The 20,918-nt window shown below is 66.7% G+C and carries 24 protein-coding genes and 1 pseudogene; 9 read left to right on the top strand and 16 right to left on the bottom strand.

Features of this window, described 5'->3' with window-relative positions:
* Positions 1-9 precede the first annotated feature (9 nt).
* From arsB to ORI27_RS02995, 9 genes and pseudogenes are all read right to left on the bottom strand, one after another.
* Positions 10-1,107, bottom strand: a pseudogene (gene arsB, locus ORI27_RS03035) (ACR3 family arsenite efflux transporter); the annotation flags it as partial.
* Positions 1,104-1,478: an ArsR/SmtB family transcription factor gene (locus tag ORI27_RS03030; RefSeq protein WP_265995034.1), complete on the bottom strand. Its 375-nt coding sequence runs from the start codon at positions 1,476-1,478 to the stop codon at positions 1,104-1,106. The pseudogene arsB and the gene ORI27_RS03030, both read right to left, overlap by 4 nt.
* A 60-nt stretch (positions 1,479-1,538) precedes the next feature.
* A complete protein-coding gene (locus ORI27_RS03025; RefSeq protein ID WP_265995033.1) occupies positions 1,539-4,241 on the bottom strand; it encodes a molybdopterin-dependent oxidoreductase in 2,703 nt (900 codons plus the stop codon).
* The gene (locus tag ORI27_RS03020; protein WP_265995032.1) at positions 4,238-5,071 is read right to left on the bottom strand and encodes an FAD binding domain-containing protein; all 834 of its coding nucleotides are present in this window, start codon (positions 5,069-5,071) and stop codon (positions 4,238-4,240) included. The genes ORI27_RS03025 and ORI27_RS03020 overlap by 4 nt, the downstream gene beginning before the upstream one ends.
* Positions 5,072-5,086: 15 nt before the next feature.
* A complete protein-coding gene (gene hpxO / locus ORI27_RS03015) occupies positions 5,087-6,253 on the bottom strand; it encodes an FAD-dependent urate hydroxylase HpxO (protein ID WP_265995031.1) in 1,167 nt (388 codons plus the stop codon).
* A 3-nt stretch (positions 6,254-6,256) separates the two neighbouring features.
* Positions 6,257-6,577 carry a hydroxyisourate hydrolase gene (gene uraH / locus ORI27_RS03010; RefSeq protein WP_265995030.1) on the bottom strand — a complete coding sequence of 107 codons (321 nt, stop codon included), beginning with the start codon at positions 6,575-6,577 and terminating at the stop codon, positions 6,257-6,259.
* Between the two features lie 7 nt (positions 6,578-6,584).
* Positions 6,585-7,085, bottom strand: coding sequence for a 2-oxo-4-hydroxy-4-carboxy-5-ureidoimidazoline decarboxylase (uraD, locus tag ORI27_RS03005; protein WP_265995029.1), 501 nt, complete (start codon positions 7,083-7,085; stop codon positions 6,585-6,587).
* Positions 7,082-8,986: a solute carrier family 23 protein gene (locus ORI27_RS03000; protein ID WP_265995028.1), complete on the bottom strand. Its 1,905-nt coding sequence runs from the start codon at positions 8,984-8,986 to the stop codon at positions 7,082-7,084. The genes uraD and ORI27_RS03000 overlap by 4 nt, the downstream gene beginning before the upstream one ends.
* A gap of 71 nt (positions 8,987-9,057) precedes the next feature.
* Entirely contained in the window at positions 9,058-10,158 is a 1,101-nt protein-coding gene (locus ORI27_RS02995) for a GGDEF domain-containing protein (RefSeq protein WP_265995027.1), read from the bottom strand.
* Positions 10,159-10,248: 90 nt separating this feature from the next.
* On the opposite strand from ORI27_RS02995, the gene ORI27_RS02990 reads away from it, so the two are divergent.
* Complete coding sequence (locus ORI27_RS02990; protein ID WP_265995026.1) at positions 10,249-10,518, top strand: YdeI/OmpD-associated family protein; 270 nt, start codon at positions 10,249-10,251, stop codon at positions 10,516-10,518.
* Positions 10,519-10,522: 4 nt separating this feature from the next.
* Here ORI27_RS02990 and ORI27_RS02985 read toward each other — a convergent pair whose 3' ends face one another.
* Positions 10,523-11,122 carry a TetR/AcrR family transcriptional regulator gene (locus ORI27_RS02985; RefSeq protein ID WP_265995025.1) on the bottom strand — a complete coding sequence of 200 codons (600 nt, stop codon included), beginning with the start codon at positions 11,120-11,122 and terminating at the stop codon, positions 10,523-10,525.
* A gap of 69 nt (positions 11,123-11,191) precedes the next feature.
* Between ORI27_RS02985 and ORI27_RS02980 the strand changes: the two genes are divergently transcribed.
* From ORI27_RS02980 to ORI27_RS02950, 7 genes are all read left to right on the top strand, one after another.
* Positions 11,192-11,938, top strand: a complete 747-nt coding sequence (locus tag ORI27_RS02980) for a hypothetical protein (RefSeq protein ID WP_265995024.1) — start codon at positions 11,192-11,194, stop codon at positions 11,936-11,938.
* Positions 11,935-12,678 carry a hypothetical protein gene (locus ORI27_RS02975; protein ID WP_265995023.1) on the top strand — a complete coding sequence of 248 codons (744 nt, stop codon included), beginning with the start codon at positions 11,935-11,937 and terminating at the stop codon, positions 12,676-12,678. Before ORI27_RS02980 ends, ORI27_RS02975 begins: the two co-directional genes overlap by 4 nt.
* A gap of 8 nt (positions 12,679-12,686) precedes the next feature.
* Positions 12,687-13,268, top strand: coding sequence for a cytochrome c oxidase subunit 3 family protein (locus ORI27_RS02970; protein WP_265995022.1), 582 nt, complete (start codon positions 12,687-12,689; stop codon positions 13,266-13,268).
* A gap of 4 nt (positions 13,269-13,272) precedes the next feature.
* Entirely contained in the window at positions 13,273-13,542 is a 270-nt protein-coding gene (locus ORI27_RS02965) for a cytochrome C oxidase subunit IV family protein (RefSeq protein WP_265995021.1), read from the top strand.
* 83 nt (positions 13,543-13,625) lie between these two features.
* The gene (locus ORI27_RS02960) at positions 13,626-15,278 is read left to right on the top strand and encodes an amidohydrolase (RefSeq protein WP_265995020.1); all 1,653 of its coding nucleotides are present in this window, start codon (positions 13,626-13,628) and stop codon (positions 15,276-15,278) included.
* A 16-nt stretch (positions 15,279-15,294) separates the two neighbouring features.
* On the top strand, positions 15,295-16,044 hold the full coding sequence (locus ORI27_RS02955; RefSeq protein WP_265995019.1) for a YqjF family protein: 750 nt from the start codon (positions 15,295-15,297) through the stop codon (positions 16,042-16,044).
* A gap of 9 nt (positions 16,045-16,053) precedes the next feature.
* Complete coding sequence (locus ORI27_RS02950; protein ID WP_265995018.1) at positions 16,054-16,329, top strand: hypothetical protein; 276 nt, start codon at positions 16,054-16,056, stop codon at positions 16,327-16,329.
* Between the two features lie 3 nt (positions 16,330-16,332).
* Here the strand turns inward: ORI27_RS02950 and ORI27_RS02945 are convergent, their stop codons facing one another.
* The 5 genes from ORI27_RS02945 to ORI27_RS02925 form a co-directional block, all read right to left on the bottom strand.
* Positions 16,333-17,166, bottom strand: coding sequence for an acyl-CoA thioesterase domain-containing protein (locus ORI27_RS02945; RefSeq protein ID WP_407666205.1), 834 nt, complete (start codon positions 17,164-17,166; stop codon positions 16,333-16,335).
* A gap of 29 nt (positions 17,167-17,195) precedes the next feature.
* Positions 17,196-17,483 (bottom strand): GNAT family N-acetyltransferase, encoded by a 288-nt coding sequence (locus ORI27_RS02940; protein ID WP_265995017.1) that lies wholly within the window; start codon positions 17,481-17,483, stop codon positions 17,196-17,198.
* A gap of 95 nt (positions 17,484-17,578) precedes the next feature.
* Positions 17,579-18,004 carry an EVE domain-containing protein gene (locus ORI27_RS02935; RefSeq protein ID WP_265995016.1) on the bottom strand — a complete coding sequence of 142 codons (426 nt, stop codon included), beginning with the start codon at positions 18,002-18,004 and terminating at the stop codon, positions 17,579-17,581.
* Positions 18,005-18,036: 32 nt separating this feature from the next.
* Complete coding sequence (locus ORI27_RS02930; RefSeq protein ID WP_265995015.1) at positions 18,037-18,324, bottom strand: hypothetical protein; 288 nt, start codon at positions 18,322-18,324, stop codon at positions 18,037-18,039.
* A 75-nt stretch (positions 18,325-18,399) separates the two neighbouring features.
* Entirely contained in the window at positions 18,400-19,038 is a 639-nt protein-coding gene (locus ORI27_RS02925) for a TetR/AcrR family transcriptional regulator (RefSeq protein WP_265995014.1), read from the bottom strand.
* Between the two features lie 98 nt (positions 19,039-19,136).
* On the opposite strand from ORI27_RS02925, the gene ORI27_RS02920 reads away from it, so the two are divergent.
* Complete coding sequence (locus tag ORI27_RS02920) at positions 19,137-20,276, top strand: Rieske 2Fe-2S domain-containing protein (protein WP_265995013.1); 1,140 nt, start codon at positions 19,137-19,139, stop codon at positions 20,274-20,276.
* 207 nt (positions 20,277-20,483) lie between these two features.
* Here ORI27_RS02920 and ORI27_RS02915 read toward each other — a convergent pair whose 3' ends face one another.
* Positions 20,484-20,894, bottom strand: a complete 411-nt coding sequence (locus ORI27_RS02915) for a WhiB family transcriptional regulator (RefSeq protein WP_265995012.1) — start codon at positions 20,892-20,894, stop codon at positions 20,484-20,486.
* Positions 20,895-20,918: the final 24 nt, after the last annotated feature.

The following is a 20,918-nucleotide window of genomic DNA, read 5'->3' as shown; positions in this document are numbered from 1 at the left end:
GCGGTGCGGCGCAGGGCTGTTCGCCGGTCCAGGGCGGGACCGCCCAGAGGCGAAACGGCCGCGCAACGCCAGCGAGACGTAGACCAGCCCCACCAGAACGGGGACTTCGATGAGTGGGCCGACGACGCCGGCCAGGGCCTGGCCGGAGGTCGCCCCGTAGGTGGCGATCGCCACGGCGATGGCCAGTTCGAAGTTGTTGCCGGCCGCGGTGAACGCCATCGTCGTGGTGCGCTCATAGCCCAGACCCAGCGCCGCGCCCAGAGCGTAGCCACCACCCCACATGAGAGCGAAGTAGGCCAGCAGCGGCAGCGCGATGCGGGCCACGTCCCACGGCCGGTGGGTGATCTGATCGCCCTGCAGCGCGAAGAGGATCACGATCGTGAAGAGCAGACCGTAGAGCGCCCATGGCCCCACCCGCGGCAGGAACTTCGACTCGTACCAGTCGCGACCCTTGGTGCGCTCACCGATGCGGCGGGAGAGGTACCCGGCCAGCAGCGGAATGCCGAGGAAGATCAGCACCGATTTCGCGATCTGCCACGGTGAGGTGTCGATCGCGGTTTGTTCCAGGCCCAGCCAGCCGGGCAGCACCGACAGGTAGAACCACCCCAGCACGGCGAACATCACCACCTGGAAGACCGAGTTCAACGCCACCAACACGGCGGCGGCCTCCCGGTCGCCGCAGGCGAGGTCGTTCCAGATGATGACCATGGCGATGCAGCGGGCCAGGCCGACGATGATCAGACCGGTGCGGTATTCGGGCAGATCGGGCAGCAACAGCCAGGCCAGCGCGAACATCAACGCCGGTCCCACCACCCAGTTCAACACCAGGGAGGAGACCAGCAGTCGGCGGTCCCCGGTGACGGTGTCGAGGCGGTCGTAGCGGACCTTGGCCAGCACCGGGTACATCATGACCAGCAGCCCCACCGCGATCGGCAGGGAAATCCCGTCGATCTGAACGCTTTCTACCGCGGTGTTCAGGCCGGGTATCCAGCGCCCCAGCAGCAGCCCGGCGATCATCGCCGCGCCGATCCACAGCGGCAGGAACCGATCCAGCGTGGAGAGCTTGCCGACGACCGCCGGATGGGTCGCCGATTCCGTCCCGGTCACGCCGGCACCCCAGCCGACTCCGCGGCAGTGCCCAGCAGCACCGCCAGGCCCGCCAACGCCTCGGGTACCACCGCGTAGTACACCCAGGAGGCGCGGCGCTGCGAGGTCAGCAGCCCGGCGTCGCGCAGCACCTTGAGGTGATGCGAGACCGTCGGCTGGGAGACGTCCACCCCGACCGAGATGTCGCAGACGCAGGCCTCGCCGCCGGCATGGCTGGCGATCGCGGAGAACAACCGTAGGCGCACCGGATCACCCAGCGCCTTGAGTTTGACCGCCATTTCCGCCGCGGCGGCCGCCGACAGCGGTTCCCCCAGCAGAGCCCCGGGCGGGCAGCACGGGTCAACGTTCGAAGACTCACGTCGATTCGACATATATCGATATTGACTGGTATCGATGTCAGACGCAAGCGAACACCGGGATCACCACCCTGCCTAGCGGCCGGCGATCGCCCGCCACACCCGGGCCGGCGTCATCGGCAGCTCGCGCAGCCGGGCCCCGCACGCATCGGCGATGGCGTTGGCCAGCGCCGGCGCCACCGGGTTGTAGGGCGACTCGCTCATCGACTTCGCCCCCATCGGCCCGAGTTCGTCGTAGGTGTCGGCAAAGAGGACCTCGGTGACGGGCAGATCGGCCAGCTGTGGGATGTGATAGTCGCGCAGCGTGGGGTTGACGACCGCTCCGTCGGGCCCGATGTGGATCTCTTCGAACAGCGAGGATCCGATCGCCTGCGCCACGCCGCCTTCCACCTGGCCGCGGCACTGCTCGAGATTCATCACCACGCCGGCATCGGCCGCCTGAACCGAACGCAGGATCTGAACCTGGCCGGTCTCGATGTTCACCGCGACCCGGAACGCCTGCACATTGAACGCCACCGAGCGCGGAGTTCCGTCATGCCGGCCCTGTCCCACCAGGTCGGCCGGCAACCGGGCGAAGTCCACGAGTTCATCTCCGCATTGGACGCCGTGCCGGTTCAGGCTGCAGTAGGCCGGGGAAGTGCCGGTCAGCTCCGCGGCGGCCCCTACGACGAGCGTCCGCAGGTCTTCGCAGGCGTCGAGAACGGCCCGGCCGGCCACCACGGTGCCGGCGGAGCCGAACGCGCCGGTGTCGTAACCGACTGCGTCGGTGTCGGATTGGCGAATGAGCACCCGGTCGGCGGCGGTATTGAGGGCGGTCGCCGCGAGCTGGGCGTGCACCGTGGTGGTGCCGTTGCCGAACTCGGCGGTGCCGACGGCCAGGGTGTAGATACCGTCGGCGTCGACGGAGATCCGGGCTTCGGCGAAATGTCCCCGCGGCGGGATCGTCGCGATCATCGCCAGCGCCATTCCCTCCCCGACCCGCCACTGTGTGCCGTCCGGGGGCGCCAGACCCCCGCTGCTCCCGAGGGCGGCTTGGGCCAGATCCAGGCACTGGTCCAGCCCGTAGCTGCCGAAGGCCAGATCGTGATGATCGGCCTGGGCATCCACGAACGGGTCGCCGGGGACCACGACGTTGCGGCGACGGAACTCGAAGGCATCGATGCCCAGCCGGCGGGCCAACTCGTCGAGGGCCGACTCGACCGCGAAGATGATCTGCCCGAGCCCGTATCCACGGAAGGCGCCCGACGGAAGGTTGTTGGTGTACACCGAGCGGGCATCGACGCGTTTGTTGGCACACCGATACACCGACACCGACTCGCTGCAGCCGTGAAACATCACGCCCGGGCTGTGGTTTCCGTAGGCCCCGGCGTCGGTCAGCACGTCGATCGACAAGGCGGTCAGCCGTCCCGCCGCGTCGGCCGCCGTCACCACGTCGACGATGAACGGGTGCCGGCACGGTGCCAGGGTGAACTGGTCGGATCGGCTGAACTCCCAGCGCACCGGGCGCCCCAGCCGCAGCACCGCCAGCGCGACGATGTCCTCGCACAGCATCTCCTGCTTGGCGCCGAAGCCGCCGCCGACCCGTTTGGTCAGCACGTGGACCGACTCGCGGTCCAGGCCGAAGATGTGACACAGCTCGTCTCGCACCAGGAACGGCACCTGCGAACTGGTCCGAATCACCAAGCGGCCCTGGTCATCACGCCAGCCGGTGCAGCCGTGGGTTTCGAGGTGCGCGTGTTGGACGCGCCGGGTTCGCCACCGCCCGCGCACCACGGCGCCGCCGGAGGCGACGGCCTCGGCGACTCCGGAATCGATGTCGCCGGTGCCGCCGTGCACTTCGGCGACCAGGTTGCGGGCCGGGTCGGCGATGCGTGATTGGCCGCCCTTGTCTCCGTGTACCAGCGGCGCGCCCGGTGCCAGTGCGGCCTCGGGATCGAATACAGCGGGCAGCTCGTCATAGTCGACGACGATTGCCCGGCAGGCTTTTTCGGCGATCGCCGCACTGTCGGCGACCACGGCGGCCACCCGCTGGCCGACGAACCGGACGACATCGTCGAGGATGTAGGTGTCATCGGGGTCGTCGGTACGGGCGTCGTGGCGGGCGGTCGAGAACGCCACCGGTGGGCTGTCCAGATGGGTGAGTACCAGGTGGACGCCGGGGATGGCCGAGGCGGCCGCGGTGTCGATCGCCACGATCCGGGCGTGCGCCACCGGGCTTCCGAGTACGGCCATGTGCAGCAGACCTTCTGGTGCCCAGTCCAGGGTGTACTGCTCGGTTCCGGTCACCACCCGCGGCCCGGCGAGCGCCCCGATGGAACGCCCGGCGTCACCGCCGCCGGGCTTGTCGATGTTGACCTTTCCGGCCAGCGCATCGGTGATGGCGCGATAGCCGGTACAGCGGCACAGGTTGCCCTTGAGGTTCTGTGGCAGGTCCGCCAGCTGCTCATCGCTGAGCGTCGAGGCGGTGGTGACCATGCCCGCGGTGCAGAATCCACACTGGAAGCCGCCGGCCTCGACGAAGGCGCGCTGCATCGGATGCAGGTCCTCCGGCGTCCCCAGCCCGGCGACTGTGGTGACCGTCCGCCCCTCCGCACGAAAGGCCGGATAGATGCACGAGTGCACCGCCTGCCCGTCGACGAGTACCGAGCAGGCTCCGCAATCGCCGGCGTCGCAACCCTTCTTGACCTCGAAATGGCCGTGCTCACGCAGGAACGTGCGCAGGCACTGGCCCGGAGCCGGATCGTCGGAGTATTCGCGATCGTTGACGGTGAACGTCATGCCAGCTCGCTTCGCACCTGCTCGGCGAGCACCGGCGTGATCGCGGCCCGCCAGTCGGGATCGCCATGCGCGTCACGGGTCCACGCATCGTCAGGAATGGTCGCGCAGGCGGCGCGAAGCGACGCAGCGTCGGGCAGTGCGGGAAACTCGAACACGAAAGGTCGCACGGTGGCCGCCGTCACGGACAGGACGAACGCACCACCGTCGCGGTCATGGTCGCGCCTGCCGATCACCACCGCGCTGGACCGGCCCAGAGCCGACGGCGCGAGCTTGCGGAACGCGGTGCGCCCTCGCAGCGCCGATCCGGGCAGGTGGACCGACCGCAGGATCTCGCCGGGGGCGAGTACGTTGGCGGCTTCCCCGGTGACGAATTCGGTTACCGGAAGCCGGTACTCGCGGCCGTCGGGACGCCAGACGGTCAATGTTCCGTCCAGCGCCGACACCAGGGAGACCATCGCGCCGGCGGGAAACGAGAGGCAGATATTCCCGCCGATGGTCGCGGTCCGCCAGATCTTGAATGAGGCCAACAACGCCGTGCAGCACTGATGTAGCAGGGGCGCGGCCAACCATTCGGGATGGCTGTGCACAAGGCTGCCGGACAATGCCGAGATATCCGCGAGCGTGCACGTCGCGGCCAGCTCGATCCCGTTGTCACCCAGCGTGATCGGTTCCCAGCCAAGACCTGTGATGTCGACCAGCTGACGGACCTGCGGCTGCGGTTGGGAGAAGAGCCACGTCCCGCCGGCAAGGATCGCGTCGCCGTCGGCCAATGATAACAGTTCTGAGCGGCGCGCGGGAACGCTCACCGTCTCGATGCTGTTCAGATCCATCGATAGGCCACCGGGTCAACTCACGGGGGTGAGCGGGCCACCGACGATGTTGCCGACGATACCGCGAATGACGTTGGTACCGTCCTCATTCCGTAGCTCGGAGTACCAGGCTTCGGTGGCCGCCGGATCTTTGGCATGCATGAGATCGCAGCGCTTACGCGCCCGCAGGACCAGGTCCCCGGCCCGCTCGACCCGGGCGCGCTGGTAGGCGGCCAGTGCGGCGTGGACGTCGTCGGGGTTGTCGCGCAGCGCCCACTGCAGGGCGATGGCGTCCTCCATGGCCGAACATCCACCCTGCCCGATATCGGGAGTGGTGTTGTGCGCCGCATCGCCGAGCACCGCGACGCGGCCTTTGACCCAGGTGTCGAACGGATCGAGATCCAGGATCTCCACCCGGTTGGTCGTCATCGGGTCGAGCAGGTCGATCAGGGTCTGCACCCCGGGTGCCCATCCCGCGAAATGGGAGCGCAGAACCTCACGGGCACTGCTCTTTTCGTAGGTGATGCCCTGCGGTTCGACCACATCGAAGAAGAAGTAGAAACGCCCGTCGGCCACCGGCATCGCCGAAACCCGTTTGCCGTCGCCGACATAGACGGTCCACTCGGTGGCCGGACTGATCCGTTCGTCCACGTCGACAAGCCCGTTGTAGTTCACGTAGCCGGCGTAGCGTCGGGTGACGGGTCCGCCGAGCACGTATTCGCGGGTTATCGAGCTGGCCCCGTCGGCGCCGATGATGATGTCGGCGGTGACCGAGGTCCCGTCGGCGAAGGTGGCGGTCGCGGCGTCGGTACCATCGGCGACGCTGACCATCTTCATCCCGAAGTTGATCTCGTCGATGCCGTAGGCCTCCATCAGCATCGATTGCAGTTCGGCGCGCGCGATCGGGTAGGGTCGCTGGCCCACCTGGTCGATCAGCGGTTGCATCGAGAAGCGGCACATGGTGTCACCGGAGTGGGCGTCGGCGTAACTCATCGAGTTGACGATGCCGCCGAGGCGGGCCGTCTCCTGTTCCAGGCCCAGGTAGTTGAGGCATTTGACGCCGTTGGACCACACCGAGATGGCCGCTCCGACCGGCTTGTTCTCGGTCACGCGTTCGTAGACCTCGGTCTCGATCCCGATCTGGCGCAACGCGATTGCCGCACTCATGCCGCCCATCCCGGCGCCGATGATGACCACCTTCACTGTTCAGCTCCCTCGATATGTGGAGTAGGAGTACGGCGCCAGCAGCAACGGAACGTGATGGTGCGCTGCGGGATCCGTGATCTCGAAGGCGACGGTGACCTCGGGATAGAACGTGGTGACGCCGGCAGCGGCGAAGTAACCGCCGGTGTCGAAGCTGATCCGATAGCAGCCTTCGCTCAATTGTCCTCCGAACGAGCCGATCCGCCCGTCGTCATCGGTGCGTCCCGATGCCAGGACGGCGCCGTCGGCACCGGTGAGCGTTACGGCGACGGCGACCGCAGGTGTTCCGGTGACAGCGTCGAGGACGTGCGTGGAAAGGCTCATGAGCTCATTATTCGACAGGCTCGCTGACCAGCCGCTCCAGACGCAACCGGTTGATCTTGCCGAGCTCGTTGCGCATCACCCGGCGTTCGGTGAGCGGGTCGTTCTGCAACCGCTCGGTGAGGATGGCCAGCAGCTCCTCGGCCGACCGCCCGCTCGCGCAGACGAGATAGACATAGCCGAACCGCTCCTCGTATTCGGCGTTCCGAGCGGCTAATTCGGCGCGGATGTCGTCGCCGGCCGTCGCGACGGCGGCCTGCTCGCGGGCCGAGGACGGGCTGTCCGGGCGGGCCCCGATTCGCGGATGACCGTCGAGGGCGGCATCGATCTCGGTGTCGGGCAGTTCGGCCAGCGCCCGGTCGGCACGGTCGTAGAGAGCTTCGGCGTCGCGGAAGGGTGCACCGGCCAGCACCCGGCGGGCCCAGATCGTCGAGGAGCAGACTTCGAACAGCTGGTGCATGCGCTGACGTTCGGTCAGTGCGTTGAAACCTTCCAGGCCAAGGGCTTTCACGTGAGCTCGTCGAGCCTGCTGAACCGCGCGGCGGCGATCGGGTTGGCGTCGGCGACCAGATCGCTGAACCGGTAGTTGACGATTTTGGCGATCTCGATCAGCGCGAAGGCCTTTTCGGCACCGGGCGAGTTGTCGATGCGCGACCAGCCGTTCTTGAGCACCCGATCGAATCGCTCGGTCTCCCTGGCGCAGATCACCAACGGGAAGCCGAAATGCTCCTCGTAGGCCGTCGCCAACTCGACGACATCGTTGTGGTCGTCCTCGTCGAGTTTGGACAAGGCCACATGGTCGACGGCCAGTGCGTGGCCCGTCGCGTCCTCGGCGCCCAGGTTGGGAAAGGCCCGGATCAGTTCCAGCTGCTGCTCGGACGAGCCGGTCAGCACGGCGTCCTGGAACGCCTCACGGAGCGCCCTGGTGTCGGTGAACGGCCGCTGCTCGAAGGCCCGCTCGACTGCCCAGGGCACATCCTGGACGACATGGCCGAACACTTCGGTGAACCGCTCCCTGGTCATCGCGTTCACTTCGTCGAGGGTGATGGATCCCCCGCCGGCAACCCGCGGCCCGCGAGATCCGGTGTGGAAGAACACGATATTCAGCAGGATCGCGGCGACGGCTCCGATGCTGATACCGCTGCCGAACAGGAGGTCGATGCCTGCCGGCATCGCCTTCGATACGTCGGGATAGGAGGTCACCCACAAGGCCAGGGCGAGGCTGGTGGTCACGATGATGAGGTTGCGGTGGTCGGTGAAGTCGACCTTGCCCAGGGTTTGGATTCCGACCACGGCGACGGTGGCGAACAGCGTCAACGCCGCGCCACCGAGCACCGGGTTGGGGATCGAGGAGACGATGGCCGCGACCTTCGGCAGGAATCCCAGAATGATCATGATGACGCCGGCCGCTGCCACCACCCAACGGCTCTTGACACCGGTCAGCCGGACCAAGCCGACATTCTCCGAGAACGCGGTGTACGGGAACGAGTTGAAGATGCCGCCGATCACGGTGGCCAGTCCGTCGGCGCGCAGCACGTTGCCGATGTCGGCGGCCTTGACGCGTTTGCCGACGATCTCGCCGGTGGCGATGGTCGACCCGGTGGATTCGACCGCGGTGATCATGAGCACGATGATCATCGTCAGGCAGGCGACGATGTCGAATTTGGGCATACCGAACAGGAATGGCTGGGTGAATCCGATCGCGGACGCCTCGCCCACCTTGTCGAAGTTCATATCGCCCAGCGCGAAGGCCACCGCGCAGCCGATGACCAGTCCGAGCAGGACGGCGATGGTCGCCATGAAACCGCGGAAGAGCCGTTGGATCGCCACGATGATCGCGATGGTGCCCAGCGCGTAGAGGAACCAGCGGACGTTGGTGGGGTCGTGTTCGCCGGTGTGCGGGTTGGTCACCGCATCACCGGCGCCGACGGGCACCAGACACAACCCGATGATCGTGATCAGCGTGCCCGTGACGACCGGCGGGAAGAAGCGCAGCAGCTTGATGAAGATCGGTGCGATCGCGAAGGTGAAGACGCCGGCCACGATCACCGCGCCGTAGACGTAGAGCAGGCTTGCCGACCCGCCGCCGTGGGCCAGACCGATGGCGATGATCGGTGACACCCCGGCGAACGTCACGCCCTGGAGCAACGGCAGTCGCACGCCGACTTTCCAGAACCCGACGGCCTGGATGATCGAGGCGATGCCGCAGGTGAACAGGTCGGCGGTGATGAGTTTGACCAGATCCTGCTGCGGCAGTTTGATGGCGCCGGCGATGATGATCGGCACCAATACCGCACCGGCGTAGAAGGCGACGACGTGCTGGAAGCCGTAGGTAGCCAGCTTCGGGATCGGCAGCACTTCGTCGACGGGATGCACTCGCTTGTGCTGTTCGCTTGTGGTCGGGGCCGACATGCTTACTAACAATCACGCATGTTCGCCGACTCTGCATGTCGACGCCGGTTGGGCAACCCCTGCCGGGCAGCTCAGTGGCCGACCCGGGCAGGCCGACAGATTCGGGTCTGATTGCCACCCGCGCGCTTGGCGGCGTACATGGCGGCATCGGCCGAGCAGATCAGGTCGTCCACCGCGGACGGGCCGTCCCAGCGGACGATGGCAGCCCCGACGCTCGCGGTGACCGGGTGCGGTAACCCGGCGACGGCGGCGCACAGTTGTGATGGCAATCGTTCGGCCGCCTCGGCGGACACGACGTCGACGACGGTGAACTCCTCGCCACCAAAACGCCCGATGATGGCCGAACTGTTGCTCGCCTCGCGGAGCACCCACCCGACGGCGGTGAGCGCCTGATCGCCCGCCACGTGGCCGTAGGCGTCGTTGAGCCTCTTGAACTTGTCCAGGTCGATCATCACCACGACGAGATGCAGATCGTCGCGGGGTGAGGTCAGCAGGTTGGTCGCCCGCTCGTAGAAAGCCCGTCGATTCAGAACGCCGGTCAGTGGGTCGTGGTCGGACCGGACGACGTCGGCCCCCAGCGTGCGCACCACCGTTTGAATCGCCAGGGGCACCGCAAGGTTGAGTTCGATGACCAGCCACAACCCCGCGGTCGCAACTGCCAAGCCGTTGTCCGGGGCCGCCCGTACCGCACAGACCGCGCCTGCGGTGATCGCGATGCTGACGTTGACGGCGACTGCCTTTGCGTTGTGGAAGAACGCGGCGTATCCGCCGAGGATCGCCAGGCCGGTACATCCCATCAGCGCGATGATCGGCTCGGGCTGCATCACGCACCCTGCCGCGATGAGTACGCCGCCGATGCCCGCCATCGCAAGCGATTGCTTCTTGGTCGGCCATCCCCGTAACCACAACACGGCGTATCCGAGACCGACGACCACTGCGACAACGCTGAAGGCCACCGCGACTGCCATCGGCACGTTTCGGGACGTCAGTCCGGCCACCGCCATGAGCATCAGTGCCCCGGAGATGATCGCCATGAGCAGCCGCGTGGGCATCGCCAGCCCGCGAGCGCTGAGATACGTGGTGAGCCAGTCGAACTGATCGGGCTGATGCCACCATCGCGCAACGGGACCCCCAACCTGGCCGCCCTGCCTGGAAGTCCACTCGTCGTCCACCGGTTGTCCCCTCCCGCGTGTGCTCCACGTTAGCGGCGCGTAATCGATGGCGGAGGGAAGTTATCGGAGTGGTTGAGTTACCGTCACGAAGTGACCGCTCGACACGTCCCCGCTGGGGTGGTGCACGAGCTCCCGGCAGACCTGCGCAGTGCCCTGCTCGGCAACGACACCGCCCTTGCGGCATGGCGTGACATCACTCCGCTGGCCCGCAACGAATTCATCTGCTGGGTCGAAGACGCCAAGCAAGACGCGACCCGCGCGCGGCGCATCCGTCGCACCCAGGAAGAACTGGAGGAAGGCATGCGGCGCCCGTGCTGCTGGCCGGGCTGTAAGCACCGGGAGCGCAACGGCAAGGCCTAGCCGGTCACGGCCGCACGGCGCGCAGACCGTACATGTAGGTGGTGAGGTAGTCGTCGATGAATGGCCGACGGAACTCCGGCGTCTCCGGAATGGTCATCAGCAGCGCGTAGAGGCCGACGAGGAACGTCACCCCGTTGTGCAGCACGTCGACATCGGCAGGGATTTCACCACGGTCGCGTGCGCGCCCGAGTTCGTCGACGACGGTGACGATCACCGGGTGGTTACGCCACTCGTCTGACGGCGGACGGCTTGCGGAAAAGTGCAGCGCCAGAAAGTCTTTGAACAAAGGTCCACCAAGCCGGCGCTCCAGTTTCTCCAGCACCCGGAAGCACTCGGTGAGTGTGTCGCGCAGCGTGTGCGGCTTGGCGAACGAGCGGGCGAGCTCAGCGGCCATCCGGTCCTCCTCGCGCTTCTCCAGCTCGATCAGGACGTGTTCCTTGGTGGGGAAGTGAAAAAAGAAGGTGCCGTGAGCGACCCCGGCGGCCGAGGCGATCGCCGTCGTGTCCGCCGCCGCCATACCGGCACGTTTGAACTCCGCCGTGGCCGCCCCGAGCAGCCGTTCGCGCGTCTGCGCGCCCTTGCGGACCGGCTTCTCGGTCAACATAGAACTGACTCCACTCAGAAAATGCTACCGTGTGCCCGATCTGAGTCGACTCAGTTTGGAGGCCGGACGATGCAGATTCTCGAGCAGGCACAGGACCTGCCGAAGGCCGGGAACATCAAGGCACAGTGGGTGAGCCTGTGGACCGGGCCCGTGGTGGGCGTCGTGCTGCTGGTCGCCGCGCTGGCCTTTCCGGGTTTCTGGCCACCGATGTCCCCGACGATGACCGCGCAGCAGGTGGCGTCTTTCTACGCCGACCACACCGCGTGGATCCGCTTCAGCCAGGTGACCTTCAATCTGTGCGGCATCATGATCCTGCCGCTGCTGATGGTGATCGTCGTGCAGATGAAGCGGATGAAGGGCCAGAGCCACGTCTTCGCCTACTGCTATCTGACGGCAGTGGTCAGCGGCGCCACCATCTTCGCGCTCTCCAATATCTTCTTCCTGGTGGCGGCGTTCCGTCCGGAGCGCAATCCCGAACTCATCCAGCTGCTCGACGACCTGGCCTGGATCGTGTTCATCGCACCGGTTGGCATGGTCGTCTCACAGTTCGTGCTGGTGGCCCTGGCGGTCTACTTCGACGACCGCGACGATCCGGTCTTCCCCCGGTGGGTCGGACACTTCTGCTTGGTGGTCGCCGCGGCGATGGTGCCCGCGGCGGGCGCGGCGGTGTTCCAGACCGGTCCCCTGGCCTGGGACGGGTTGTGGTCGTTCTGGGTGCGCAACGTCGCCTACGTGGTCTTCGTCATCGTGATGTTCTTCGTCCTGCGCCGGGCGGTGTACCGGCAGGCTGTCGACGACGGTGTGGTGGCCGCGTGAGTGTCCTCACCCCGGATCGATCGTCGTCGAAGACGGCCGGCGGCGGCCAGCGCGATGTCTGGTGGATGACGTGGTTCTTCCCGGCCTGGTACGCGGCGTTCGGTGTGATCATCTGCCTGCTGACCAGGGTCACGCCGCCACCCCGGCCGGACGTGACCGCCGCGGACAAAGTGGCGTTCTTCAATCAGCACCACCTCACCATCCAGATCGGTTTCACCGTGCTGCTGGTCCTCCTCGGCGGCGCCGCGATGACCAACGGTCTGGTCGCCTACCAGATGAAGCGGATGTCGGTGGGCTCAGTGTTCGCCTACGGCTATCTCGGCGGGATGAGTGTCGGCGCGATACCGGGATTCCTGTTGGTGACCGTGTGCTTCCTGACCGCGGCCTTCCGGCCCGACCGCGATCCCGAATTGATCAGCCTGCTCTACGACCTCGGAATGCTGTCCTACAACGGGTCTTTGGGCTGCTTCTCAGTCGCCTATCTGGTGCTGGCGATCGCGATCCTCTACGACCGGAACAACATCTTCCCCAAATGGTTTGCCTACGTGTCGATCTGGCAGATCATCACCGAAGTGATCGCTACCCAGATGTTCGTCTTCCCGTCGGGTCCGTTCGCGTGGAACGGCTCGATCGCCTTCTGGTGGGCCGTCGTGGTGTTCTCGGTGTGGCTGGGGGCGCTGATCATGTTGTTGCGCAGGGCGGCCGCGAGCCAGGCCGCTGATGAGCCGGCGTTGGACTAGGAGCTCTGGTGACGGTATCTGAGCAGGCCCCGCGGCGGGCGCGGCAGCCACATGTGCCCGGTGATGGGCACATGTGGGTCATGGTCCTGGGTGACCTGGTCATCTTCGGCGGCTATTTCATCGTGTTCCTCATCTACCGATCGATGAACCGCGCCGCGTTCCTGGCCGCGCAACAACATCTCGACATCACCATCGGGGTGGTCAACACCGTGATCCTGTTGACCAGTTCGTGGTTCGTGGCTCGGGCGGTGCTGTGTGCGCGGGCCGGCGATTCACAACGGGCGGTCCGCCTGCTGTGGGGTGGGGCGGTCAGCGGAGCGGCCTTCATGGCGTTGAAATGCTATGAGTGGTTCCGCGAAATTGTTGCTGGGCATACCAATTCGGACATGTTCTACTCGTTCTACTATGTCATCACCGGCGTGCACCTGATCCACGTCCTGATCGGTCTGATCGTTCTGGGTGCGCTCATGCGTGAGTTGCGCACCCCGGGTCGGCGCCGGATGTGGGTAGTCGAATCCGGTGCGACGTATTGGCACATGGTCGATCTGCTGTGGGTGGTCATCTTCGCCCTGCTGTACGTGATGAGGTGAGACGGTGACCAGCGAGCGGACGATCACGTGGACCTGGCTGGTTCTGGTGGCGATCACCGTCGGGTCGTGGTGGTTGGCGCCGGCGCACACCCGGGGCGTCGCGTCGGCGAGTGTGGCGGTGACATGTGTGGTGCTGGGGCTGGCGCTTGTGAAGGCCCGCTTGATCATCCGCAATTTCATGGAGGTGCGCACCGCCCCGAACTGGCTCAAGCTGGCGACCGACGCCTGGCTGGGTGTGCTGTTCACGGCCGTGCTGGTGATCTACCTGGTGTGAGGCGCTCCGCAGCACCGGTTGGAGCGCGGGATCTCTGCCCTACCGTCACACTGGGACGAGGCAGATTCGCGTAGGAGACGGATATGAGCTCGACCCTGTTCACCGGCGGCGTGATCTGGACGGGTGCTGGTGACGACTCCGACGCCCTCCTGGTCGCCGACGGGAAGGTATGCGCCCTGGGCGCACGGGCCCGCGAACTCGCTGCGGGGCTGGACTGCGACAACGTCGACCTCGACGGCGGATTCCTCATGCCGTCCTTCGGCGACGGGCACGCCCACCCGCTGTATGGCGGGCTGGAAGCGGTCGGCCCCGCGGTCCGGGGTTGCGGCACGATCGATGAAATCGTCACCGCGGTCAAGATTTACGCCGAAGAACACCCCGACGAAGAGTGGATCGTCGGCGCGTCCTACGACGGCAGCCTGGCTCCCGGGGGTCTCTTCGACGCCCGCTGGCTGGACGCGGCCGTGCCGGACCGGCCGGTGGTGCTGCGCGCCTGGGACTACCACACGCTCTGGTGCAATACCGCGGCCATCGAACGCGCCGGCATCACACCCGATACCCCCGATCCCGTTCTCGGTGAGATCCCGCACCGCCCGGACGGTTCCGTGCTGGGCACATTGCGGGAATGGGGTGCAACGGATCTGGTGATGTCGGTGATGCCGGCCCGCGACGAGGCCCAACGCATCGGCGCGCTGGGCACCGCCGCGGACTATTACCTGGCTCGTGGCGTCACCTGGGTACAGGACGCCTGGGTCGAACCCGCTGACGTCGCCACCTACGTCGCGGCGGCCCGGCAAGGTGCCCTCCGGATGCGATTCAACCTGGCGCTGTACGCCGATCCCCGCTATTTCGACAGCCAGATCGAGCATTTCGCCGAGTCCCGACAAGCCGTGCGGGACGCGGATTCACCGTTGCTGACCGCGCAGACGGTGAAGTTCTTCGCCGACGGAGTTGTCGAGAACGAGACCGGCGCGCTGCTGGCCCCCTACTGCTCCGGGCTGCACAGCCATTCCGGCGGGGCAGAGCGAAGCGAGTCGGGGGACAGCCACGGCATGCGTAACTGGGAGGGCGACTCACTGGCCGCGGCGGCGCGCCGGGTGGACGAGCTCGGGATGCAGATACACATCCACGCCATCGGCGACGCCGCGGTCCGCCAGGCCCTCGATGCGATCGAGTACGTCGCCGCCCGAAATGGGGCACGGGACCGCAGGCCGGTGATCGCCCACGTTCAACTGGTCGACGCCGCCGACATCGGGCGGTTCGCCGCACTCGATGTCATCCCCAACATGCAACCGCTGTGGGCGCAGATGGACGCGCTGATGACCGTGCTGACCATCCCCCGCCTCGGCGCCGACCGCAGCGACCGGCAGTACCAACTGCAAACCCTGAACCGCTCCGGTGCCGCGCTCGCGTTCGGCTCGGATTGGCCGGTCTCGTCGGGATCTCCGCTGGACGGAATCGCGGTGGCGACATCGCGGCGCACTCCCGACGGGCAGCCCGAGGGTGGCTGGACGCCGCATGAGATCGTGCCGATCGAGCGCGCGCTGTCCGCGTACACCGATGCAGTGGCCTACCAGGCGTTCGCCGAGCCGACCTGGGGCCGCATCACTCCCGGCGCCGACGCCGACCTGGTGTGGCTGCACCACGATCCGCGAGGTGTTCCGGCCTTGGCGCTGCCCGATCTGCCGCTTCGGGCGACCTATCTTCGCGGCGCAGCCGCCTATACCGCCGGCTAGCAGGGACAATCGTCGGGTGACCGACGATGTGGCCGGCTTCCCGGTCGCCGCTCCCGGGCTGGACGGGCCGGCGTGGTTCGACCAGAGTTGGCTGGATCTGACGTTCGTGCACTGGCCGGTACGCCCGGCCGAGGTCGCGAACCTGTACCCGCCCGGCACCCGTCCCGATGTGTTCGACGGCATGACCTACGTCGGGCTGGTGCCGTTCCGGATGGGCTATACGAAGTTGGGTGCGGGCCCGGCCCTGCCCTACTTCGGCGCCTTCGCCGAGACCAACGTGCGGTTGTACTCGGTGGACGATGCCGGTCGCCACGGTGTGCTGTTCCGGTCCCTGGAGACCGCGCGACTGGCGGTGGTTCCGGTCATCCGTCTCACCATGGGCGTGCCCTACACCTGGGCCCGGATGCGGATCACCGGGTCAGCAGGGGCGATCACCTATGACAGCGTGCGGCGCTGGCCGCGCCGCGGGCTGCGCAGCCGGGTCAGCGTCCGCCCCGGCGAGGCGGTCGAGCCGACGGCGTTGGAGATCTGGCTGACATCACGCTGGGGTGCCCACACCCGAAAAGCGGCCCGGACCTGGTGGGTGCCCAATGAGCATGACCGATGGCCGCTGCAGGCCGCTGAGCTGCTGGAACTCGACGACGAACTGGTCGCCGCCGGGCGTGTGCGCGCGGCCGGCGACGCACTGCGGGTGCTCTACTCCCCCGCCATGCGGACCAGGTTCGGCCGACCGATCGTGGTCGCCGGACCGTCGGTCTCGCAGTAAGCTCACAGCATGGCTCTACGGGTGGGGATCAGTCGGGCGTTGCTGGCCGCCGCGTGCGGTGCGCTGTTCGTGGCCGCACCCGTCGTTGTCGCCGCACCGGCCAGTGCGTGCCCGATCGGGCATCTGTCCGACCCCATCACCGGCCGGTGTTATGTGGCCAACGGCGTGCCGAGTGTCGGCGGAATCCCCTGCATCCCGGGCAAATCGCTGGGCACCTGCCTGGGCATCCTGCAGAATCAGTCGCCGCCGGGCGGTGGCCCTCCGGTGGGCGGCGTCTGGCCCTGACCGTCACGCTCGAGGATGGAACGACTCCACCGGATTGACCAAACCCACAGTGATCGCGTTGCCGATCGGCCCCTGCTCATCGAACACCGCCGCCGCGCCTGCGGCCACACCGTCGTGGCTGTTGTGCGATATGGCCGCCAGGCCGATGTACTCCCCGACCGGCGCCCGGGCCAAGGTCAGGGTGTAGTCGGCGTTGATATACCGCAATCCCCCTGTACCCCAATGAGATAGCGCGCTCGTCGCGTCCGCGGCCATCGCGGCCTGGACGAACGGGCTGGTGATCTCGCCGGCGACCAGGGGGCGGACCTGTCGGATCCAGGCGTACTTGGGGCCTGCGGAGTCGTGCCATTCGGTGAACCCCATCGCACCGCTGGACAGACCGTCTCCCCCGTATCCCCAGACGAACATCATCAGGTCCTCGGGAAGCGGACCGGGATCGGGGGGCAGCGGCGGCATCGTTATCGATGATGACCACACGTCGCCGACCGGGTGCTCGCCGCGGCGGAGGAACATCGCACTGGCCCGGGACACCACCACGTCGTCCTGGAGGAGCTCGGCATCGACCAACCGGATGCGCCGACCGTCGCGCCGAACGGTGGTGCGTACCTCGAGCGGCGTGATGGCGGTCGGACGCAGGAGGTCGACAGTGAGTCGGGCGGGCTGTAGCCCGGGTCCGCTGCCCACGTCCTCCAGCGACCGGGCGAGGATGCCACCGACGACGTGACCGCTGATGGTGGGACCCCACGGACCCTGGGCCGCCGCACCGGGCAACAGCACGTCGCCGTCGCGGACGAGGTAGGCATTCGATGTTTGATCGGTGTTGCCCAGATCTGCCACGAGCTCACACGATAGCGGTGCGGCAGCGGTCAGCTGATGTGTGCCCGGTGAAGGAATCGCTTGGTGTCGAGGGTGACCGGATCGACGACGTCGGCGAAATCGCGGTGTTTGTCGAGGTAGCCGGCGACGATCGGACACACTGCGACGATGCGTAACCCCGCATCCCGGGTGGCGGCCAGCGCCTCGGAGACCAGGATGCCGGCCAGCCCGCGACCTTCAAACGCATCATCGACCCCGGTGTGGTGGAAGATCCGCCGGTGATCGTGAACTGGTCCGCGCCGGCGCCGGTCGAGGGTAGCGGGCGGCGTCGCGATCACCTCGGAACTATCGAAGCCCGTTGAACTGCAAGGAACTTCACGTGGAGCGGTCTCGAGGTTGCTCACACCCGGAGCCTACCCGCCGCGGACGTACCTCAGGCGGCGCGCGACCCGGTCATCGCCGACCGGATGAGTTGGAAGTCGGGCTGCTCGATGCGGAACACGCCGAATCGGAATTTGTAGCCCCAACGCTTGGGGTCGGTGATGAAGTCCAACCGTTCCAGCAGGGGCCGGATGGGTGTCGCCGTGCACGGCAGGAACTCCATGCTGCGCCGCCAGGGCTGGAAGTCCGGTGACATCTTGGACTGGTAGGGATCGTCGTCGACGACCTGTCCGATCGCGGTGAACGCCTGCAGTGAATCCCCTTGTTCCAGAGCGGTTTTTGGCGAATAGAAGATGATCCAGTCGCCACGGGACATTGCGCGCAGCATGTGCGGCTTTCCGTGATTTGCCTGGGTGAAGCCGCCGGCGACGCCGCGTTGCACGTGGTCGGCGCTGACGGTATTGATCCAGTACGTCATGGCCCCACGCTAGGTCGGGGGTCCGACTAGTTCTAGTCCGTGCGGGCGTCGGCTGACGGGCCGCGACCGTCGGCCGAGATGTCCGGCGCGAACATCTCCGGCAGCATGACCGGGTCGACCGGGCCGGGGTCGGGCGCATCGTCATCGACGGGTGCTGCGGGAACGGTCGGCCGGCGGTCGGCCCGCCAGTCGCGTAGTAACAACAGAATGCCGATGCCGGCCAGTACGACAACGCCCACCGCCACGAAAGCGTTGTCGGTCAGGATTGCCACCAGCAGCGCGATCAGCCCGGCCAGGGCCATCACCACCACGATCCGCACGGACCCGCCTCCCGTCGACAACCAGTGAATACTGTTCTATCCGGATATCCACTCCCCCGACGGGAATTGGCGCAGTCAGCGAGTCGCCGTGGCGGTGACCGGTGCGGCGGTCAGCATCGCGGCCAGCATCGTCACGATCTCCTCGAGGCTGTCCGCGTTGCTGACATCCCCCGAGGCGCTCCGCTCCTGCCCCCGGGGACCGTCACCGCTTTCCACCCGCCGTTCGTGGTCGGCGAGCAGGGCGAACATCGTGGTGGCGACGGCACCGACGCGGCCTTCCCTGGCTCGGCGTTCCTGCAGCGGAACCAGCCTGGCCAGCGCATCGAGGATGCGCGGCCATGCGGACTCCGCGGGGCTCTGCGGCTCCTTGTTCAGCCGGATCCGCACCACTTCGAGGAAGCGGGCGTAGTGGGTTCCTTCGCTGTGGAAGAACGGTTCGACCAGGATCCGCAGCACCGCGTGCGCGTCGGCCATCTGCTCGTCGGACATGCAGTCCAACATGGCCTGCCGTTCCACTTCCATCGGAACCAGCCGACGGGCCACCACCGCATCGATGAGGTCCTGCCTGCTGCGGAAGTAGTAGTTGACTGCCGAGTTGTTGCGCTGCCCGGCCGCCACTGCGATCTCCCGCAGCGGTACTTCGAAACCGTGCTCGGCGATCAGCCGTTCGGCGGCGTCGAGTAGCTCTTCTCGAGATCGGGCGCCGCGGTCCACGTCGGCAGTCTAAACGAATGCTAGGCAGGTTTAAGCACTTGTGCTTAAATTAATACCGGGTGCGGTTTGTTCAGATCCGAGCGAAAAGGATGCGCCACATGACCGAGATCCGGGAGATCGACACCGGTACGCCGATGACGCGGTATGCGCGCGGTTGGCATTGCCTGGGGCTCGCAGAGAACTTCCGCGACGGCAAACCGCACGGTATCCAGGCCTTCGGCGGCAAGCTGGTGGTCTACGCCGATTCGAAGGGCGACATTCAGGTGCTCGACGGCTATTGCCGGCACCTGGGCGCGGACCTGGCGATGGGTTCGGTCAAGGGTGACAACATCGCCTGCGCGTTCCACGACTGGCGATGGAATGGCGCGACCGGGCGCTGCGTGGAAATCCCCTACGCCCGGCGGGTTCCCAAGTTGGCTCGGACCCGCAAGTGGCAGACCTTGGAGGTCAACGGACAGCTGCTGGTGTGGCATGATCCCGAAGGATCGACACCGTCGGAAGATCTGACCCCGCCGCAGATCGAGGGCATGGGCACTGACCAGTGGTCGAAGTGGACATGGAACTCGATCCTCATCGAGGGCGCCCATTGTCGCGAGATCGTCGACAACAACGTCGACATGGCGCACTTCTTCTACATCCACTACGCCTACCCGACGTACTTCAAGAACGTCTTCGAGGGGCACACGGCCAGCCAGTTCATGGAATCCAAAGGTCGCCAGGACTTCACCGAGAATCCCGAGCAATTGTGGGAGGGCACCAAGCTGCGCTCCGAGGCCACCTACTTCGGGCCGTCGTACATGATCAACTGGCTGCATAACGACCTCGGGCCGGACTTCACCGTGAATTCGGTGCTGATCAACTGCCACTATCCGATCAGCCAGAACTCCTTCATGCTGCAGTTCGGCGTGTCCGTCGAGGTGCCCCAGGGCATGTCGAAGGAGAGGGCCGACAAGCTCGCCGAGTCGTACTCCAAGGTGTACGAAGTCGGCTTCCTGCAGGACGTCGAGATCTGGAAGCACAAGACCCGGATCGAAAATCCGCTGCTGTGCGAGGAAGACGGGGCGCTCTACCAATACCGGCGCTGGTATGAGCAGTTCTACGTCGACGCCGCCGACGTCACCCCGGACATGACCAACCGGTTCGAGCTCGAGGTCGACACCACGCACGCCTACGACGTGTGGCAGCGCGAGGTGGACGAGAACCTCCAAAAGCGTGCCGAAGCAACACTATCCGGCTAGGCCGGATAGATGACCTGGGCCCGGCTAGGCCGGATAAATGACCTGGGCCCGGCCAGGCCGGATAAATGACCTGGGCCCGGCCAGGCCGATGCTGCCCCGCCGTTCCCTCTCGGGGGCATCAGGGCTGTCGGAAAGGCGATATCACCGGTGATATCGGGTTCCCAACACACCAGATGATCCGCAGGGTCGATCGAGCGTGGCGGTGACTCAGGCTGCGGTGCGCGGCCGGCCCAGTGGAAGGTGGACGACGGTTGCCACCGGGGGTGGCAGGGCCTCGCTGCGCGCCAGCAGGTCCGCGCTTTCGGGGAGCTCGCGCGGACTGAGCCGGCCATCGGCGATGCGTTGCAGGATGTCGTGGGCTCGGGCCAGCTGGTCTCGCTTCCGGTACTGACCCCCCGGCAGCTTCACTCCGGCCCATACTCCGTACTCCTCGCCGCCCTCGACCGCGCTGCGGGCGCAGGCCCGCTGCTGGGCCAGGGGACAGCGACGAAGGCATATCGTCCTGGCGCGGGTGGCGGACTGCTCGTAGACGCGGGCTTTGGCGGCGCCATCGCTGGCGTCATCGTCGGCGTAGCCGAACCAGAGATCGGGCTCGACGGAGCACGGGCGGTTGTTCATCGTTGCCTCCTGGGCGAGATTCAG

It is taken from the genome of Mycobacterium pinniadriaticum, from assembly GCF_026242045.1.
GTDB classification, from domain to species: domain Bacteria; phylum Actinomycetota; class Actinomycetes; order Mycobacteriales; family Mycobacteriaceae; genus Mycobacterium; species Mycobacterium pinniadriaticum.
The sequence above is the reverse complement of the archived record's forward strand: the minus strand, read 5'-3'. Positions and strand labels throughout refer to the sequence as shown.

Bases quoted from the DNA above. Each gene is read 5' to 3' on its own strand.
- ORI27_RS03020 (WP_265995032.1), bottom strand. From the start codon at position 5,071: ATGGATCTGAACAGCATCGAGACGGTGAGCGTTCCCGCGCGCCGCTCA.
- ORI27_RS02960 (WP_265995020.1), top strand. From the start codon at position 13,626: ATGAGCTCGACCCTGTTCACCGGCGGCGTGATCTGGACGGGTGCTGGT.
- ORI27_RS02980 (WP_265995024.1), top strand. From the start codon at position 11,192: ATGCAGATTCTCGAGCAGGCACAGGACCTGCCGAAGGCCGGGAACATC.
- ORI27_RS02985 (WP_265995025.1), bottom strand. From the start codon at position 11,122: ATGTTGACCGAGAAGCCGGTCCGCAAGGGCGCGCAGACGCGCGAACGG.
- ORI27_RS03030 (WP_265995034.1), bottom strand. From the start codon at position 1,478: ATGTCGAATCGACGTGAGTCTTCGAACGTTGACCCGTGCTGCCCGCCC.
- ORI27_RS02950 (WP_265995018.1), top strand. From the start codon at position 16,054: ATGGCTCTACGGGTGGGGATCAGTCGGGCGTTGCTGGCCGCCGCGTGC.
- ORI27_RS02915 (WP_265995012.1), bottom strand. From the start codon at position 20,894: ATGAACAACCGCCCGTGCTCCGTCGAGCCCGATCTCTGGTTCGGCTAC.
- uraH (WP_265995030.1), bottom strand. From the start codon at position 6,577: ATGAGCCTTTCCACGCACGTCCTCGACGCTGTCACCGGAACACCTGCG.
- ORI27_RS03025 (WP_265995033.1), bottom strand. From the start codon at position 4,241: ATGACGTTCACCGTCAACGATCGCGAATACTCCGACGATCCGGCTCCG.
- ORI27_RS02920 (WP_265995013.1), top strand. From the start codon at position 19,137: ATGACCGAGATCCGGGAGATCGACACCGGTACGCCGATGACGCGGTAT.
- ORI27_RS02935 (WP_265995016.1), bottom strand. From the start codon at position 18,004: ATGACGTACTGGATCAATACCGTCAGCGCCGACCACGTGCAACGCGGC.
- ORI27_RS03000 (WP_265995028.1), bottom strand. From the start codon at position 8,986: ATGTCGGCCCCGACCACAAGCGAACAGCACAAGCGAGTGCATCCCGTC.